Raw genomic sequence first — 15,279 nt, 5'->3', positions numbered from 1 at the left:
CGGGTCTACCGGGACGAAGCGCTCATTTCCTCGTCGAGGTGGACCCTCAGGCGGCGCAGCGCATGGTACGTGCGTGATTTCACGGTGCCGACCGGGAGGTTCAGGATCTCGGCCGCCTGGACGGCCGTGTGGTCGGCGAAATAGACGACGCGCAGGATCTCGCGGTGCGCCGGGCTGAGACGGGCGAGCGCGCGGGCCACGAACACCGAGTCGACCACCGCCGGAGCGTGATCGTCGTACCGGCCGGGCACGGCGGCGTTCTCCTCGACCTCGGCCGGCCGCGACCGGCGGGCGCGGATCTTGTCCACCGCGATGTTGTGCGCGACCCGGATCAGCCAGCCGTTCACCGAACCGCGCTCCGGGACGAGCAGGTCGGCGTTACGCCAGGCACGGACCATCGTCTCCTGGACGACGTCCTCGGCCTGGTGCGGGTCGGAGAGCAGACGGGTGACGTAGGCCAGGAGCGCCGGGGCGTTGTCGGCGTAGAGCTCGCGGACGAGGGCGTGCGGGTCCGGGGTCGGTGCGGGCCGGCCGGTCGCGGACCCGTGGGCGGGGCGGACCCGGCCGCGCGCGGGGCGGGTGCGGAGCGGGTGCCCGGAGGCCGGGGAGATCGGTCGTTCCAGAGTGCGCATGGATCGGGCCTCTCCTGATCAGAGCGCCGTGAGAGCGCTCTTTCGGTTTCGCCATGAGGCGTGGCGTAATCCACGATCTGCTGAAGCCGCATGTCTTACATCGTGGAGCCCACTTATTTGAAACTTTGAAGATTCGCGGCAGTACCGGCCCGTATGTACGTGTGCCGTTCACCGGGCAGAATGGTCGCCTCCGCGCAGCTGAGAGCGTTGGGTCCGAGCCGCGCACCGGAGAGAGTTGACCGTCTCCCGCCGGGCCTGGATGATGAATTCAACAGGGAATGGTGGTGAAACCACACAATGCAGGCGGAGGAGCGGCAGCAGGAGATCCTGAGACGCGCCCGCGCTCAGGGGCGGGTCGACGTCATGAGCCTCGCGGACGAGTTCGCCGTCACCAGCGAGACGATCCGGCGTGACCTGACCGTCCTCGAGCGCGCGGGCACCGTCCGCCGGGTGTACGGGGGCGCGGTCCCCGTGGGCCGGCCTCCGGTCGACCCCGCCCTGTCGGCGCGCGACGGCCTGATGACCACGGAGAAGGAGCGCATCGCCAAGACCGCACTGGCCGAGGTCCCGGCCGAGGGCGCCATCATCATCGACGCGGGTTCCACGACGGGCCGCCTCGCCGAGATCATGCCGACCGACCGCGAGCTGACCGTGATCGTCAACTCCCTGCCGCTCGCCACGATCCTCACCCCGCGCGCCAACCTCACCGTGATCATCCTGGGCGGCCGCGTGCGCCGCAGCACGTACGCGACGGTCGACGACTGGCTGTTGCAGCCGCTGTCGCAGATGTACGTCGACGCGGCCTTCATGGCGACCAGCGGTCTGTCGCTGGAGCGCGGGCTCACCACGCCCGACCCCGGCGAGGCGTCGGTGAAGGCCGCGATGATGGCCTCGGCTCGCCGCTCCATCCTGCTCGCCGACCACACGAAGGTCGGCAACGACTCTTTGGCCAGGTTCGGCGCCCTGTCCGACGTCGACCTGCTGATCACCGACTCGGGCCTGGACGACGGCGCCGCCGCCGCGATCGGCCTGGCCGGCCCCCGCGTCGTACGCGCCTGACCCCCGCTCGCGGGCGTGGCCTCCGCCGGGGCGGAGGTCCGGCGGAGGCCACGGGCTCGTGGTCGTCCGTGACGCGTCAGACCGCGGAGGGCAGCTCCAACCGGCCCGCCGCCTCCCGCGCGATCTCGACCCGGGAGCGGACGCCCAGCTTGGACAGAATGTGCGACACGTGCACCTCGACGGTGCGCCGGGACACGAACAGGCTGGCGGCGATGTCCGGGTTCGGGCGACCGTCGGCGACGAGACGGGCGACGGTGAGCTCGGCGGGCGTGAGGGCCTCCCAGCCGGTGGCCGCCCGGCGGCGCGGCCCCCGCCGGCGCTGGACCCCGTGGCGGCGCAGGCGGGTGTCGGCGCGAAGGAGGTCCCAGCGGGCGCCCAGCCCGGTGTACAGCTCCGTCGCCTCGGAGTGCGCGGTGCGCGCCGCCCGCAGGTCGCCCCGCTCGGCCAGCACCACCGCCGTGTCCTCCAGCGTCTGGGCCAGTTGCAGCGGACGTCCCATGGCCCGGTAGGCGGACACCGCGGCGCCCAGCGCCTCGGCGTCGGACTCGATCAGGCCCGCGCAGTGCCGGGCCACCGCGGTCCGGCTTACGGCCGGTGTGCCCGCCGCGGCCGGTTCCCCGGCAGCGGCCCGGGCGGCCCGCGCCAGAGCGTCGTCGCCGTCGCGGAGGGCCAGCCGGAGGAGGACCGGCAGCCAGATGTGCCGGTGGTACACCGTGCCCGCCCGGTCGAGCAGGCCGGTGAGGACGGCGAGCGCCTCGCCGGTGAGGTCGCGGCGTTCGGCGAGCAGGGCACGGGCGAGCGGGACGTACGCCGTTCCGGCGAACGTCTCACCGGCCGGGACCGCTCCGAGGTGCGACTCGGCCGACGCCTGGTCGTCGCGATGGACGGCGATCACGGCGGCGAGCCCGTGCAGCCACCGCCGGTCCCGTGCCGGGATCAGGTCGTCCGACGCGGCGGCGGCGTCGAGCTGGGCGACGGCGGCGTCCCAGCGGCCGGCGTGGTAGTGGACGTCGGCGGCGAGGACCCGCGCGCAGGCCAGGCGGGGCGGGGCGGCCGTACGCTCCGCGGCGGCGAGCAGTTCCCCGGCCGCGAGGTCGGCGTCGGCGTGGCGTTCCTGGGCGAGCAGGGCGTACGCGCGGTCCTGCCGCAGCCGTAGGCGCAGGTCGTGGGTTTCCGGGTCGTCGCACAGCTCGGCGACGGCCAGCCCGTGCTCGAAACGCGCGGCGGCCTCGGCCGGGTCGCCACGGTGACCGAGCAGGAGACCGGCGGCGTGCTCGGCCTCCGCGGCGGCGGGACGGTCGCCCGACCGGGCGGCCTCGTCCAGGGCCCGGCGCGCGGCGGCGCGGGCCCGCCCCAGGTCGCCGTCGGCGATCGCGGCGCGGGCGAGCATCGCGTGCAGCCGGGCGGACCAGGCCGGGCTCAGGCCCGGGGCCCGCAGCGCCCGGCCGAGGACCGTGAGCGCCGCCTCGTGACGGTCGTCGTCCGTCATCGCCCACGCGGCGGTCCAGCTCATCTCGGCGGCCCGTACGGGGTCACGGGTCGCGGCGGCGACCTTCTCGGCGAGCCGTACGGCCTCGTCGCGCCGGCCGAGCAGGACCAGCGCCGTGGCCAGGATCGCCTCCAGCGACTCGCGCCGGGGATCGTCCGCGGGCAGACCGGCGACGGCGAGGCCGAGCAACTCGGCGGCGTCCCGAGGGGCGCGGCCCACGAGCGTACGGCCCGCGACGAGCAGCCAGTCGACGGCCCAGCCGCCGACCGGCACGTGTTCGGACGTCCGCAGCGCCGCGAGGAGCTGCTCGGCCACGTGCTCGACGGCCAGCCCGGCGTCGGCGAGGGCACGCGCCGCCTGCAGGTGCAGGGCGAGACGCAGCCCGGCCGGCGGGCGTTCGTACAGGGCCTGCCGGACCATGGGGTGCCGGAAGGCGAGGAGCAGCTCGGACTCGGCGAGCACCCCGGTGGCCGTCGCCTCTTCCAGCGCCGCGGTCAGCTCCAGCGCGGAACGGCCGACGACCGCTTCCAGACAGGTCACCGAGAACGCCCGGCCCAGGATCGCCGCCGTACGGAGGAGTTCGAGGGCGCCGGGTGACAGGAAGGCCAGCCGGTCCGTGACCGCGTCGGCGAGCGTCCGCGGTGGGTCCGCCGAGTCGACGTCGGCGGTGTCGCCGTCCCACCGCAACCGGTCCTCGCGGGCCAGCGCGGCGAGCAGTTCGCGTAGGTAGGCGGGATTGCCGGCGGCCTGTTCGGCGGTTTCGCGGAGGGCGGGGGAGATCGAGGGCCGCCCTTCCGGCCGTACGGTGAGCGCGGCGGCCAGGCCGGCGGTCAGCGTCGCCACGGCCGCGGGCGTGAGCGCGGAGAGCCGGAGCACTTCGGCGCCCGAGGTGGTCAGTCCACGCCTCAGCGTCACGAGGTCGTCGTGCGGGGCCGGGCGGCAGACGCAGACCAGCAGGAGCGGCCTGCGGAGCGCGAGGCGGCTCAGCCGGTGCAGCAGCGGAACGCTGAACTCGTCGGCCCACTGCAGGTCGTCGACGGCGAGCACCAGGGGGCCGTCCGCGGTGAGCCGGTCCACGTGGCCGAGCAGGCGCTCGGCCGCCGCCGTGACCGGGTCGCCGTGCGCGGCCCGCGCCCCGCACGAGAGCAGCTCCACGACGTCGCGCAGCGCGGGGTCGGCCGAACCCGGCGTCGCGCCGAGGCACTCCAGCATGACGTGCAGCGGAACGCGGTGCCCGAACTCCTCCGCCGTGGCCGAGCGCACCGCGCACCCCCGCCGCGCGGCCTCGGCCAGGAACGACTCCAGCAGCGCCGACTTGCCGATCCCCGGCTCACCCTCGATCCACACCGAACGGCCGGTGCCGCCCATGACTTCGCCCAGCAGCCGGCTCAGGAGATCGAGCTCGTCGTCACGACCGACCAGAGTGGGATGGGGAGAGCAGACAGCCACGTGAGGCTCCGTCCCGATGTGGTTTTCCCAACATTCAATACCTAACTTCAACACAGAGTACGGGTGAATGTGCGGTAGTCAAGGGAAGTTGCGCCATAGTGAGGGTCCAGACACACGACAACCAACGTCGGTTTGGAGACCACCATGCTCACCGACCGCATCGGTGAGCGAGCGCGGACGAGCCGGTTCGTGGTGTTCGGCGGTTCGGTGCTGCGCGATGGCGAGAGCGCCGGCGCCGCTGAGCGCTGGACTGCCGTCAAAGCCGAGCACCTGGCGCGGGCAGCCGAGCCGGCGCGGTCGATCTGAGGACACGAGCGTCGTGAGGGCACGCCGGTGCCCGGTGATCGTCTGTCCCGGGGTGACGACGAGCGGGGCGCGCAGGCCCGGTCGAAGCGGACCTTGGCCAAGGTCCGCCACGCTTTCAAGTACGCGAACGCGTGCTCGCAGACGGCGCGTTCGGCGGCGATGAGCCGGTTGACCTGCTTATGGGTGCGGAGCGGCTTGTCGCGGGCCGCCTTCTTCCCGGTGATGACGGCGGGCGCCCGGTCGGCTTCGGTGTCGGTTCCGACGGTGTCGTCGAGACCGACGAAGCCGAGGTCGGCCGGCGCGGCCAGGTCGTGGTCCCGCGACTTCTGGACGACCTCGTTGTGGCGGGCGATGGCGACCTCGCCGGACCGGCCTGGCGGGCGCGGTGCAGGCGGGGCGCCCGCTTGGGGGGCGACTCGATGACCTCCCAGACCCAGCGGCGGATCGTGGAGGGGGCGACGCCGGTCCCGCCGGCCATGTCGGCCGGCCGCTGGTCGTGCCGCAGCAGCCGCGGGTACGACCAGCGCGATCCGCCCGGCGGCGGCTTGCGCCACCGCGAGCCGATCGTTCTGAGATACGCGCGCAGCGAATCGGCGACGAACGTGACGGTCTGTCCCGACGGCGACAACCGGCACCGGTGGACAAGCGGGCAGGTGTCCTCGGCGGTGGATTCGCAGGATGTGTTCACGATCCCTACGATCCCCGGCGGCCGCCTCGGCTGTGTGGGTTCGACTCGGTTCCTGTGCGGCCCGCGGTGGGGGTCAGGTCTTGTCGGTGGTGGCAGGGCGCCAGCCGCGGCGGCGGCCGCGGCGGATCGTGGCGACGGCGAGGCCGCCCAGTGCCGCGCAGCCCGTGACGGCGGCCGAGGTGATGAGGGCGAGGTGCGCCGAGCGCCGGTTCTCCGGCGCGGGCAGGACGATCTCGACCGGCCTGTCCTGGGGCTTCGGCGTGCTCTCGCCGGACTCCTCCGGGAGCGCCGTCGTCACCGCCGCGACCGGGTCGACCATTCCGTAGCCCAGTGCGGGGTCGGGCAGCCGTCCGGTCGGGTGGTCGGCGGTGGCCTCAAGGCGGTGTGCCACCTGGGCGGCGTTGAGCGACGGCCGGTAGTCGCGTACCAGTGCGGCCGCGCCGGCCACGAACGCGACCGCCACTCCGCTTCCGGACGCGACGACGTTCCCGTTTCCCCGGGGCGCGATGCTCACCAGGCCGGCGCCCGGTGCCGCCAGCGCCGGTGCGGCCGTGGCGGCCTGTCCCGAGGAGACCGGTCTGCCGTCGGACTGGATCGAGGCGACGGCCAGCACGCCCGGCAGGGCGGCCGGGTAGGACGGCGCGCCGGAGGACGTCATGCCCGGCGGGTCGGTCGAGGCGACGACGAGGACGTCATGGCCGGTGGCGTAGCGGACCGCGGCGCGCAGGGCAGCCGGGGCGGTCGCGGTCGCGACGCCGACCGCGACGATGCGCGCGCCGCCGTCGACCGCCGCCCGGATACCGGTCGCGAGACGTCCGGGATCGACCTGCTGCTCGTCGCGGGCGACGCCGATCGGCAGGATGCGGGCTCCCGGCGCGATCCCGGCCAGCCCGCTCCCGGTGGTCGGCCGCGCGGCCAGCAGCCCGGCGAGGAACGTCCCGTGCCCCCGGCAGTCGACGTTCGCGGCGCGGTTCGTGGTGACGTCCCGCCCGGGCAGGACCGACCCGGCCAGTGCGGGCGCCGCGGCGCTCACGCCGGTGTCGACCACCCCCACGACGAGGCCTCCGCCCCGCGTCAGCACCCAGGCACGCTCGGGCGCCATCGCCCGCTGCGCCCACGGCTCGGCGCGGACGACCGTCCTCGCCGGCACCGCGCACCGCACCGCCGCGCCGGCCGGAGTCCCGGTGCTGACCGGCATACCGGTCAGCACCCCTCCCGCGACCACCGCCGCGAGCGCACGCGTCCCGACCACCGCCGACCGACGGCCACCGGCGACACGCGGTTTCGCACCCGCCCGTACCGGCCTCGCGCCCCGTGGGGGGCGGTCGCCCGGATGGGGCTCGGTCATCGGTGGTCTCGTGGTTTCTCGGCGGGCGGCGTGGGCGAATCGATCCGAAGTCGGGTGGTGTCGCGGCGTGTCATCCCGCCCTGGGGGGAGTGGTGTCGCACCCGCCCGTACCGGCCTCGCGTCTCGTGGCGGGTGGTCAGTGTGTCCGGTGGGCCGTGCGGGGCGCGGGTACGGCTCGGTCATCGGGGGTCTCCCGGTTCCTCGGCGGACGGGGGGAGCCAGCCGACCTGGAGCTGGGTGGCGCTGCGGCGTGTCACCACGAGACCGCGTCCCGGCGGGAACTGCCGGGGGCGCATGCCGTTCAGCAGCGGCATCTCGTTCGGCGGGCAGGACAGGGCCAGGTCCGGTGTGTTGGACTCCTGCAGCCGCCGTACGACCGCGTCCATCGACAGGCGGCCCGAGCCGGCCGCGTTGCGGGCCACTACCACGTGCAGGCCGATGTCGGCGGCCTGCGGCAGCAGGTCGATCAGTGCGTTGAGCGGGCCGCCCATCGGGCCGGTGAGCAGGTCGTAGTCGTCGACGATGACGTACACGTCCGGGCCCTCCCACCAGTCGCGCCGTGCGAGCCGCGCCGGGGTCACGTCGGCGCCGGGCATCCGCTCGCGCAGCCGGGTCGCGGCGCGTTCGACCAGCTCGCTCGCTGCCGAGGCGGAGAACGCGAAGCCCAGCCGGTACTCCTCCGGCACGACCTCGAGCAGCGCCCGCCGCGAGTCGATCACGATCACCTCGGCCTCGCCCGGACGGTACGCACGGGGGATGGCCTGGGCGATGAGCCGCAGCACGCCGGTCTTGCCGCTCTCGATGTCGCCGAGGACGGTCAGGTGCGGCCGGCTGTCGAAGTCGTGCCAGACCGGGGCCAGGTCCGCCTCGCCCCAGCCGAGCGCCACCCGCATGCGGCCCACCGGGCCGGGCAGCCGCTCGGCGGGCAGCACTGCGGGCAGCATGCGTACGGGCGGCGCGACCGGTCCCTCCCAGGAGTCGGTCACGCTCTCGGCCATCATCCGGGTCGCGGTCGCCAGGTCGTCCGTACGCGACCGGCCGTCGATCCGGGGGATGGCGGCCAGGAAGTTCATCTTGTCCATGGTCAGCCCGCTGCCCGGCGTACGCGGCACCCGTCCGGCCGCGCGCATGTCGATGACCGAGTCGATCGCGTCGCCCAGGCGGAGCTCCAGCCGGGTGCCGAGCTGGTCGCGCAGCACACTCGGGATGTCGGACCAGCGGCCCGAGCTGACCATCAGGTGCACGCCGTACGTCAGGCCCCGCGCGGCGAGCTGCCGGATCGGGCCGTCGTGCTCCTCGAAGTCGGACCGCAGCGACGCCCAGCCGTCGATGACCAGGAACACGTCCCCGTGTGGATCGTCGGCGAAGTGTCCCTCGCGCCGCAGGGCGCGGTACGCGGCCATGTTCTCGATGCCGTGCTCGGCGAAGAGGCGTTCGCGGCGGCTCAGCACGGCCTGCACCTCGGCGATGGTCCGGCTGACCCGTTCGGTGTCCATGCGCCCGGAGACGCCGCCGACGTGCGGCAGCTCCGACAGCGTCGAGAGCGTGCCGCCGCCGAGGTCGACGCAGTAGAACTGCACCTCGATCGGCGTGTGGGTGAGCGCCAGCACCGAGATGAGCGTGCGCAGCAGCGTGCTCTTGCCGGCCTGGGTGCCGCCGGCGATGCCGACGTGCCCGCCGACGCCGGACAGGTCCACCATCATCAGGTCGCGCACCTGCTCGTACGGCTTGTCCACGACCGCCACCGGCACGACGAGACCGCCGCGGCCCGGCCAGGTCGCCGCGGTGAGGCCGAGGTCCGGGTCGGGCACCAGGGGCGGGAGCACCTGGTCCAGCGTCGGCGGGTCGGCGAGCGGCGGCAGCCACACCTGGTGGGCCGGCGGTCCGGCGTCCCGCAGCCGCGCGACCGCGACCTGCAGCAGGGTCTCGACGTGCTCGTCCGGAGCGGCCGGGACGGGCTCGGGCGCGGGCGCCGCCTCGGGCACCGCGACGGGCGCCGAGCTGAACGGCACGACCTGGCGGCGTACCTCCTCCTGACGCTGTTCGGCGGTCCGCCGGCGGTAGCGGCCGGAGACGTACGCGGCCTTGAACCGGACGAGCGTCGCGACGTCGGAGCGCATGTAGCCGTTGCCGGGGGCGTTCGGCAGCTGGTACGCGTCGGGCACGCCGATCACCGAGCGGCTCTCCATGGCCGAGAACGTCCGCAGCCCGATCCGGTACGACAGGTGGCTCTCCAGCTTGTGCATCCGCCCGTCGTCGATGCGCTGCGACGCGAGCAGCAGGTGCACCCCGAGCGACCGCCCGAGCCGCCCGATCATCACGAACAGCTCGGAGAAGTCGGGGTGGGAGGCGAGCAGCTCGCTGAACTCGTCCACGACCACGAACAGCGTGGGGAGCGGGTCGAGCAGGGCGCCGTTCGCGCGCGCCGCCTCGTACTCCCGCAGCGAGCTGTAGTTGCCCGCCCGCCGCAGGAGCTCCTGGCGGCGCATCATCTCGCCCTGCAAGGCGTCCTGCATGCGCTGTACGAGGGGCGCCTCGTCGGCGAGGTTCGTGATCACCGCCGAGGTGTGCGGGAGCCCGTCCAGGCCGAGGAAGGTCGCCCCGCCCTTGAAGTCGACGAGCACGAAGTTCAGCACCTCGGAGGAGTGTGTGATCGCCATCGCCAGCACCAGCGTGCGCAGCAGTTCGCTCTTGCCGGACCCGGTCGCGCCGATCAGCAGGCCGTGCGGGCCCATGCCGCCCTGCGCGGACTCCTTGATGTCCAGCTCGACCCGGCTGCCGTCCTCGGCGATGCCGATCGGCACGCGCAGGCGGTCCGGGCCGTCGGCGCGTGACCACACCCGCGACGGCTCCAACGCGTCCAGGTCGCCGACGCCCAGCAGCGTGCCGAGGTCGAAGTCGGTGAGCATCGGCTCGGCCACGTCGGCCGTCGCGCCGAGCCGGAACGGGGAGATCGTCCGCGCCAGTGCGGTCGCCCTGGGCACGCTGAGCCGGTCGGGTCGCCCCAGCGACGTGCGGATCTCCTCACCGCCCCGGTCGAAGCGCACCATCTCCATCGTCTCGTCGGTGACGTCCAGCCGCAGCGTGCCGCGGCCCGGGGCCATCGGCAGGCCCGAGGAGACGTTCAGCACGATCGAGTTGCGGTACCCGGTGCCGGCGAGCCGCGACTCCGCCGGCACCTCGACGCCGTCCACGACGATCACGACGTACGGCTCGTCACGGGTGGGCGTGGCGCCGGGCTCGAACCGCCCGCGGCCCTCCATCTCCGTCGCGAGCAGCGCGTCGAGCGCGTCGATGCCGTCGGCGTGCAGCCGTGCCTGCCCCGCGCCGTCCTGCTCGGTGCCGTGCTGGTTGTGCGGCAGCCACTTGGCCCATTCCCACTCGTCGGCGTGCTCGGGCGCGGCGCAGACGGCGATCCGCAGCTCGTCCGGCGAGTGGAAGGTGACGAGCTGTGCCAGCAGCGCGCGGATCAGTTCACGCCCGGCCGTCTCGTCGCCGCGCAGCCGTACCTGGGCGAACCCGCGGAGGAACACCGCGGCCGGCAGATCGGTGACGGTCGTGTACGCCCGGATGAACCGGCGCAGCGCCCGCGCGCACAGCGGTTCGAGGTCCTCCACCGGCTTGGTCTGCATCGGCGTCATCGTCATCGCCAGCCGCTGCGGGCCGGTGCCGATGCGCACCTCGGCGAAGTCCGGATGGGTCGGACGTCGCTCCCACAGGCGGCTGCTCATCGCCACCGACCAGAGCCCGGCCGGGTCCGGGTGCTGCCACGCCAGCGACTCGCGCTGCGCCGTCGCGACGCCCCGCACCTTCTTGCGGGTCTGCGCCAGATAGCGCAGGTAGTCGCGCCGCTCGCCGCGCATTCGCCGCTTGCGTTCGCTCGTCGCCCGCCCGACCTGGCCGAACACCATCGTCATCGACGTCATCGCCATCAGTCCGGCGGCCAGCAGGCCCAGGCCCGGCTTGGACGGAGAGACGAAGAGCAGGATCGTCATGCTCGAGCCGATCGCCATCGGCAGGTACATGAGCAGCATGCCGAGGTTGCCGGTCGGCGCCTCCGGCAGCACCGGCGGCTCCTGGAGCGACAGCTCGCCGCCGGGCATCTCGGGCGGTGACTGCCGGGGCGGCCGCCGGAACAGCGTCGTACTCACGAGCCCTGTCCTTTCCGGGGGCGTCGTCGCGGCCCCTCTCCCTCAACCACGGACGCCGGCGGCCGGAGGGTTTCGAATCGGCTCGTATTCACGGCGAGTGAACTCTCCGCGAACCGGCAACCGTGTTCTGGGCATGTCGACTCCGCAGACACTGGGCTCCGGTGAGATGTGCCGGCTGACGATTTGCGGCCCGGCCTCCCGGATCGAGCTGGCCGTTCCCGCGCACGTTCCGGTCGCCGACCTGCTCCCCACCTTCCTGGAACACCTGGGACCCGAACTGGCCGCGGCCGGCTTCGGGCACGACGGCTGGGTGTTGCAGCGGCTCGGCGAGCCGCCTCTGGACGAGGACCTCGGCACCGCCGCTCTGGGCCTGTACGACGGTGACGTCCTGCACCTGCGACCGCGCGCCGACCACCTGCCGCCGGTCGACTTCGACGACCTGGTGGACGGCGTGGCCACCGGCACGGCGGACCGGCCCGACCGGTGGCGGCCGGAGACGACCCGGCGGTTCGTGCTCGGGCTGGTCGGCGCGGCGCTCGCCGTCGGCATGGCGGTGGCGCCGATGAGCGGTACGGGCACCCTGGTGGCGCTGACGGCCGGAGCGGCGAGCGTCGTCCTGCTGCTCGGCGCGGCCGCCGCCTCGCGTGCGCTGGGAGACCGGGCGGCGGGCGTCATCCTGGCCGCCGGGGCGGTCGGCTTCACCGCGGTCGCGGGGCTGGCGCTGCCGGCCGGCGACGGAAGGCACCTGACCGCGGCGGCGCTGGTGAGCGCGCCGGGGCTGCTGGCCGCGGGCGCCTGGTCGGCCACGGCGGCGGCGCTGGCCCGTCCGGCGGTCGGCGGGACACTCGCGGGGTTCACCGCGACGGCGTTCGCGGCGGCTCTCACGGCCCTCGGCGGCCTGCTCGTCTCGCTGAAGCTGACCGGAGCGGCGGGAGCGGCCGCGGTCGTGCTGGCGGTCACGCTGGCGGCCGGCGCGGCCGTGCCCGTCATCGCCTCCCGGTTCGCGGGCCTGCGGATCGCGCCCCTGCCGACCAGCCCGGAGGAGTTCCAGCAGGGGATCGACCCCGAGCCCAGCCGCGTCGTGCTGGAACGCACGGCCCGCGCGCACGAGCACATCGGCTCGCTCTACCTCGGCCTCGGCGCCATCGCCGCCGCCTGCCTGGTGGTCCTCGGCACCACGCCCGGCATCAGCGCGCGGACGCTCGCGGCGGTCGGCTCGCTGCTGCTGCTCCTGCACGGCCGTGACCTGTTCGGCGTACGGGCGCGGCTGGCCGTGTTCGTACCGGGCGTGGTGGGGCTGGCGGCCGTGGTCGTGGACCTGACCCTCGACCGGCCCGCCGCCGTACGGCCGGTCGTCGTGCTGGGCCTGCTGATCGTCGCCGCCCTGCTGCTGTCGGTCGCGCGGCTGCTACCGGGCCGGCGCCTGCTGCCGCACTGGGGACGGCTCGCCGACCTGGCCCACTCGGGCACCGCGATCGCGATCATCCCGCTGGTGCTGGCGGTCGTCGGCCTGTACGCGAAGGCGCGTGCCGGATGGGCGTGAGCGTACGGACGCGCGGCGGATCGGAGGTGTGCGATGCACAACCGGCGTGACCAGGTTCATGCCCACGGGTTCATGGTCGGGCGTCTCGTCTCCGCGCTGCTGCGCGCCGATCCCGACATGGCGGTCCCGCCGCTGCGCCGGTCGTGGAGCGGCCTGATCATCGGCGCGATCGTGGCGGCGCTCGCCGTAGCCGGGTTCGCCGTGCTGGCCGTGGTCTCGCCGGGCGGCGCGTCCGCGTGGCGCAAACCGGGGACGCTCATCCTGGACAAGGAGACCGGCACGCGGTTCGTGCTGGCCGGTGGGCGGCTGCGGCCGGTGCTCAACTACGCCTCCGCCCGGCTGCTGCTCGGCGCGAAGCTCACCGTCGACTCGGTGTCCGCCAAGTCGCTCGCCGACGTCCCGCGCGGCGGACCGGTCGGGATCGACGGCGCTCCCGACTCGCTGCCCGCCGCGGGAGCCTCCGGTCCCTGGTTCGCCTGCGCGACGTCCACCGGCGCCAAGCCCGCGCTGTCACTGACGATCGGCGTCGCCTCCGCGGCGGACCAGGGGCGGCCGCTCGGCCCGGAGCAGGCGGTGCTCGTCCGCATCACCGACGGCACGACCTACCTGGTGACCGGCGGCCGGCGCCTGCGCGTGACGGCGCCGTGGGTGACACGCGCGCTCGGCTTTCCGGACGACGCAGCGATCGGCGTACGCGACGCGTGGATCGACACGCTGCCCGCGGGGCCGGACCTCCCGCCGCCCCCGACCTCCGGCATCGGCCGGGACGGGCCCGCACTGGACGGGCACGCGGCCAAGGTCGGAGAGGTGTTCGCGGTCCAGGGCGCGGGAGCGGGCCGGCGTCTCTACCTGCTGACCAGCGGCGGGTTGCAGCCGATGACGCAGACCGCCGCGGCGCTCGCCCTCGCCGACCCTGCGACCGCCAAGGCCTATCCCGGCGGTACGGCCGGCGCCCGCGACCTCAGTCCCGCGGCGGTGGCCGCCTCCACGGTGCTGTCGGCGCCGGTGTGGGAGTCGCAGCTCCCGGCGACGCCGCCGACCCTGGACGCCACGGCCGGCGGCCGGATGCCGTGCGTGCGCTCGGTACCGCGGGGCGGCCGGGTGACCACCTCGGTGGTCACCACGCCGGCGACGCAGGTCACCGCCTCGACCGCGGTGGCCGGGACGGCGCCCGCCGACGCTCGTGCCGCCGACCGGGTGCAGGTGGCGCCGAAGGCGGGCCTGCTCGCCCGCACGCTTCCCGCACCCGGCGTTCCCGGTGAGGGGCTCTACCTCGTCACCGAGGACGGCGCGAAGTTCCCGGTGGCCGACGACGCGGCGGCCACGGCCCTCGGCTACTCGACCTCCGCGGCGGTCGCCGTGCCGGCCGACCTGCTGGCACTGCTCCCGACCGGTCCCGTACTCCGCACCCTCGGCTCGGGGGGAGGTGGCGGCTAGCCCTGTTCCTTCGTCCCCATCCCTATTCGCAAGGAGAGATCCCATGGCCGGTGAATTCGGGAATTTCGACCCGTCCACCTACCACTTCAGCGACGCGGACCTGCAGCAGATCATCAACAAGACGCAGGACGCCATCAACGAGATGAACACCGTCAACAACACGGTGCAGGCGCACACCGACTCGCTCGTCGACGCCAACCGGTCCGACTCCGGGCAGATCCTGTCGGGTCACCTGACCACCTGGACCTCGGACTTCCACACCTGCGTGAACAACCTGACCGACCTCAACCACAAGGCCCAGGCCCTGCTGCAGATCAACCGCGGCACCAACAACGACGCCACCGGCGGCGCCAGGTAAGCGACCGAGACAAGGAGACCACCGATGGGCGATCAGTTCTGGGTCAACCACGGCAACTACAGCGATGTGAACTCCGGCCTGGTCAACCAGGTCGTGCGCATGGACACGATCATGACCGACCTCAACTCGACGCTCAACCGGATCAGCGAGGCGAGCGGCGGTAAGGCGACGCCGCTCTGGCAGGAGCAGCAGGCCAACTGGAACCGCTCCTACGAGGAGATGAAGAGCCAGCTCAACACCCACACACAGTCGTCGATCCAGGTCGCGGAGACCTTCCAGAACGGCGACAACCAGGGCGCGCGGGCGATGGCCTGACCGTCCGGGCCGTGCAGTCCCGGTCCCGGGCCCGGCGGCCCGGGACCGTCAGCCCGCCTGATCTTGGAAAGAGGAGAAGTGGACGACACCGGAAAGATCACCTCGTTCGACAAGGCCCACTACGACCAGCTCATCGGCTATCTGCTGGCCGTCGACCACGTCCTCAACACCGATCCCAAGTACCTCGGGCCGTCGGCCGACCTGAAGCTCGACACCACGCTGAGCTCCAGGTTCCACCCCGGGTCCCAGGACTGGCCGGTGGTTAAGGACTTCGTCACGCAGGCGGGCACGTTCGGCAACTCCGTGCACACGCGGCTGACCGGCTACGAGACGGACCTGCGCACCTTCTACACGGCGCTCAAGAACGCCGAGGACGTCTTCGACGAGACCGGTGACCTCACCACGTACGACGCCTCGAAGTTCGAGCACGAGCACCCGGACCTCGGCGGCACGACGACCACCTGAGCGGGCCGGGCGGGCCGGCCGCGTGAACCAGAAGGAGGA

Annotated in this window: 11 protein-coding genes; 7 read left to right on the top strand and 4 right to left on the bottom strand. The window is 73.8% G+C overall.

What is annotated here, in order from left to right:
* Window positions 1–5: 5 nt before the first annotated feature.
* Entirely contained in the window at window positions 6–632 is a 627-nt protein-coding gene (locus QSK37_RS15515; protein WP_285621062.1) for a sigma-70 family RNA polymerase sigma factor, read from the bottom strand.
* A gap of 297 nt (window positions 633–929) precedes the next feature.
* On the opposite strand from QSK37_RS15515, the gene QSK37_RS15510 reads away from it, so the two are divergent.
* On the top strand, window positions 930–1,691 hold the full coding sequence (locus tag QSK37_RS15510) for a DeoR/GlpR family DNA-binding transcription regulator (protein ID WP_285621059.1): 762 nt from the start codon (window positions 930–932) through the stop codon (window positions 1,689–1,691).
* 76 nt (window positions 1,692–1,767) lie between these two features.
* Here QSK37_RS15510 and QSK37_RS15505 read toward each other — a convergent pair whose 3' ends face one another.
* Window positions 1,768–4,629 carry a helix-turn-helix transcriptional regulator gene (locus tag QSK37_RS15505; RefSeq protein WP_285621056.1) on the bottom strand — a complete coding sequence of 954 codons (2,862 nt, stop codon included), beginning with the start codon at window positions 4,627–4,629 and terminating at the stop codon, window positions 1,768–1,770.
* 144 nt (window positions 4,630–4,773) lie between these two features.
* Between QSK37_RS15505 and QSK37_RS15500 the strand changes: the two genes are divergently transcribed.
* On the top strand, window positions 4,774–4,935 hold the full coding sequence (locus QSK37_RS15500) for a hypothetical protein (RefSeq protein WP_285621053.1): 162 nt from the start codon (window positions 4,774–4,776) through the stop codon (window positions 4,933–4,935).
* Between the two features lie 761 nt (window positions 4,936–5,696).
* Here the strand turns inward: QSK37_RS15500 and QSK37_RS15495 are convergent.
* Both QSK37_RS15495 and eccCa read right to left on the bottom strand, forming a co-directional pair.
* On the bottom strand, window positions 5,697–6,971 hold the full coding sequence (locus QSK37_RS15495; protein WP_285621050.1) for a S8 family serine peptidase: 1,275 nt from the start codon (window positions 6,969–6,971) through the stop codon (window positions 5,697–5,699).
* Window positions 6,972–7,150: 179 nt separating this feature from the next.
* Window positions 7,151–11,122 (bottom strand): type VII secretion protein EccCa, encoded by a 3,972-nt coding sequence (gene eccCa / locus QSK37_RS15490; RefSeq protein ID WP_285621048.1) that lies wholly within the window; start codon window positions 11,120–11,122, stop codon window positions 7,151–7,153.
* A 97-nt stretch (window positions 11,123–11,219) separates the two neighbouring features.
* Here eccCa and eccD point away from each other — a divergent pair, with 97 nt between their 5' ends.
* The 5 genes from eccD to QSK37_RS15465 all read left to right on the top strand — a co-directional run bounded on the left by eccD (window position 11,220) and on the right by QSK37_RS15465 (window position 15,240).
* The gene (gene eccD / locus QSK37_RS15485) at window positions 11,220–12,665 is read left to right on the top strand and encodes a type VII secretion integral membrane protein EccD (protein WP_285621045.1); all 1,446 of its coding nucleotides are present in this window, start codon (window positions 11,220–11,222) and stop codon (window positions 12,663–12,665) included.
* 33 nt (window positions 12,666–12,698) lie between these two features.
* Window positions 12,699–14,102, top strand: a complete 1,404-nt coding sequence (gene eccB, locus QSK37_RS15480) for a type VII secretion protein EccB (protein ID WP_285621043.1) — start codon at window positions 12,699–12,701, stop codon at window positions 14,100–14,102.
* Window positions 14,103–14,145: 43 nt separating this feature from the next.
* Window positions 14,146–14,460, top strand: a complete 315-nt coding sequence (locus tag QSK37_RS15475; protein ID WP_285621012.1) for a hypothetical protein — start codon at window positions 14,146–14,148, stop codon at window positions 14,458–14,460.
* A 24-nt stretch (window positions 14,461–14,484) separates the two neighbouring features.
* The gene (locus QSK37_RS15470; protein WP_285621010.1) at window positions 14,485–14,775 is read left to right on the top strand and encodes a WXG100 family type VII secretion target; all 291 of its coding nucleotides are present in this window, start codon (window positions 14,485–14,487) and stop codon (window positions 14,773–14,775) included.
* A 78-nt stretch (window positions 14,776–14,853) separates the two neighbouring features.
* The gene (locus QSK37_RS15465; RefSeq protein WP_285621008.1) at window positions 14,854–15,240 is read left to right on the top strand and encodes a hypothetical protein; all 387 of its coding nucleotides are present in this window, start codon (window positions 14,854–14,856) and stop codon (window positions 15,238–15,240) included.
* Window positions 15,241–15,279: the final 39 nt, after the last annotated feature.

This window comes from Actinoallomurus iriomotensis (genome assembly GCF_030269445.1).
GTDB lineage: Bacteria > Actinomycetota > Actinomycetes > Streptosporangiales > Streptosporangiaceae > Actinoallomurus > Actinoallomurus iriomotensis.
Note: the sequence above shows the minus strand (reverse complement) of the source record. Positions and strands in the feature narration are given on the sequence as shown.

Excerpts from the sequence above, each read along its gene's own strand:
- eccB (WP_285621043.1), top strand. The coding sequence starts at position 12,699 with ATGCACAACCGGCGTGACCAGGTTCATGCCCACGGGTTCATGGTCGGG.
- QSK37_RS15510 (WP_285621059.1), top strand. The coding sequence starts at position 930 with ATGCAGGCGGAGGAGCGGCAGCAGGAGATCCTGAGACGCGCCCGCGCT.
- QSK37_RS15470 (WP_285621010.1), top strand. The coding sequence starts at position 14,485 with ATGGGCGATCAGTTCTGGGTCAACCACGGCAACTACAGCGATGTGAAC.
- QSK37_RS15495 (WP_285621050.1), bottom strand. The coding sequence starts at position 6,971 with ATGACCGAGCCCCATCCGGGCGACCGCCCCCCACGGGGCGCGAGGCCG.
- QSK37_RS15500 (WP_285621053.1), top strand. The coding sequence starts at position 4,774 with ATGCTCACCGACCGCATCGGTGAGCGAGCGCGGACGAGCCGGTTCGTG.
- QSK37_RS15475 (WP_285621012.1), top strand. The coding sequence starts at position 14,146 with ATGGCCGGTGAATTCGGGAATTTCGACCCGTCCACCTACCACTTCAGC.
- QSK37_RS15515 (WP_285621062.1), bottom strand. The coding sequence starts at position 632 with ATGCGCACTCTGGAACGACCGATCTCCCCGGCCTCCGGGCACCCGCTC.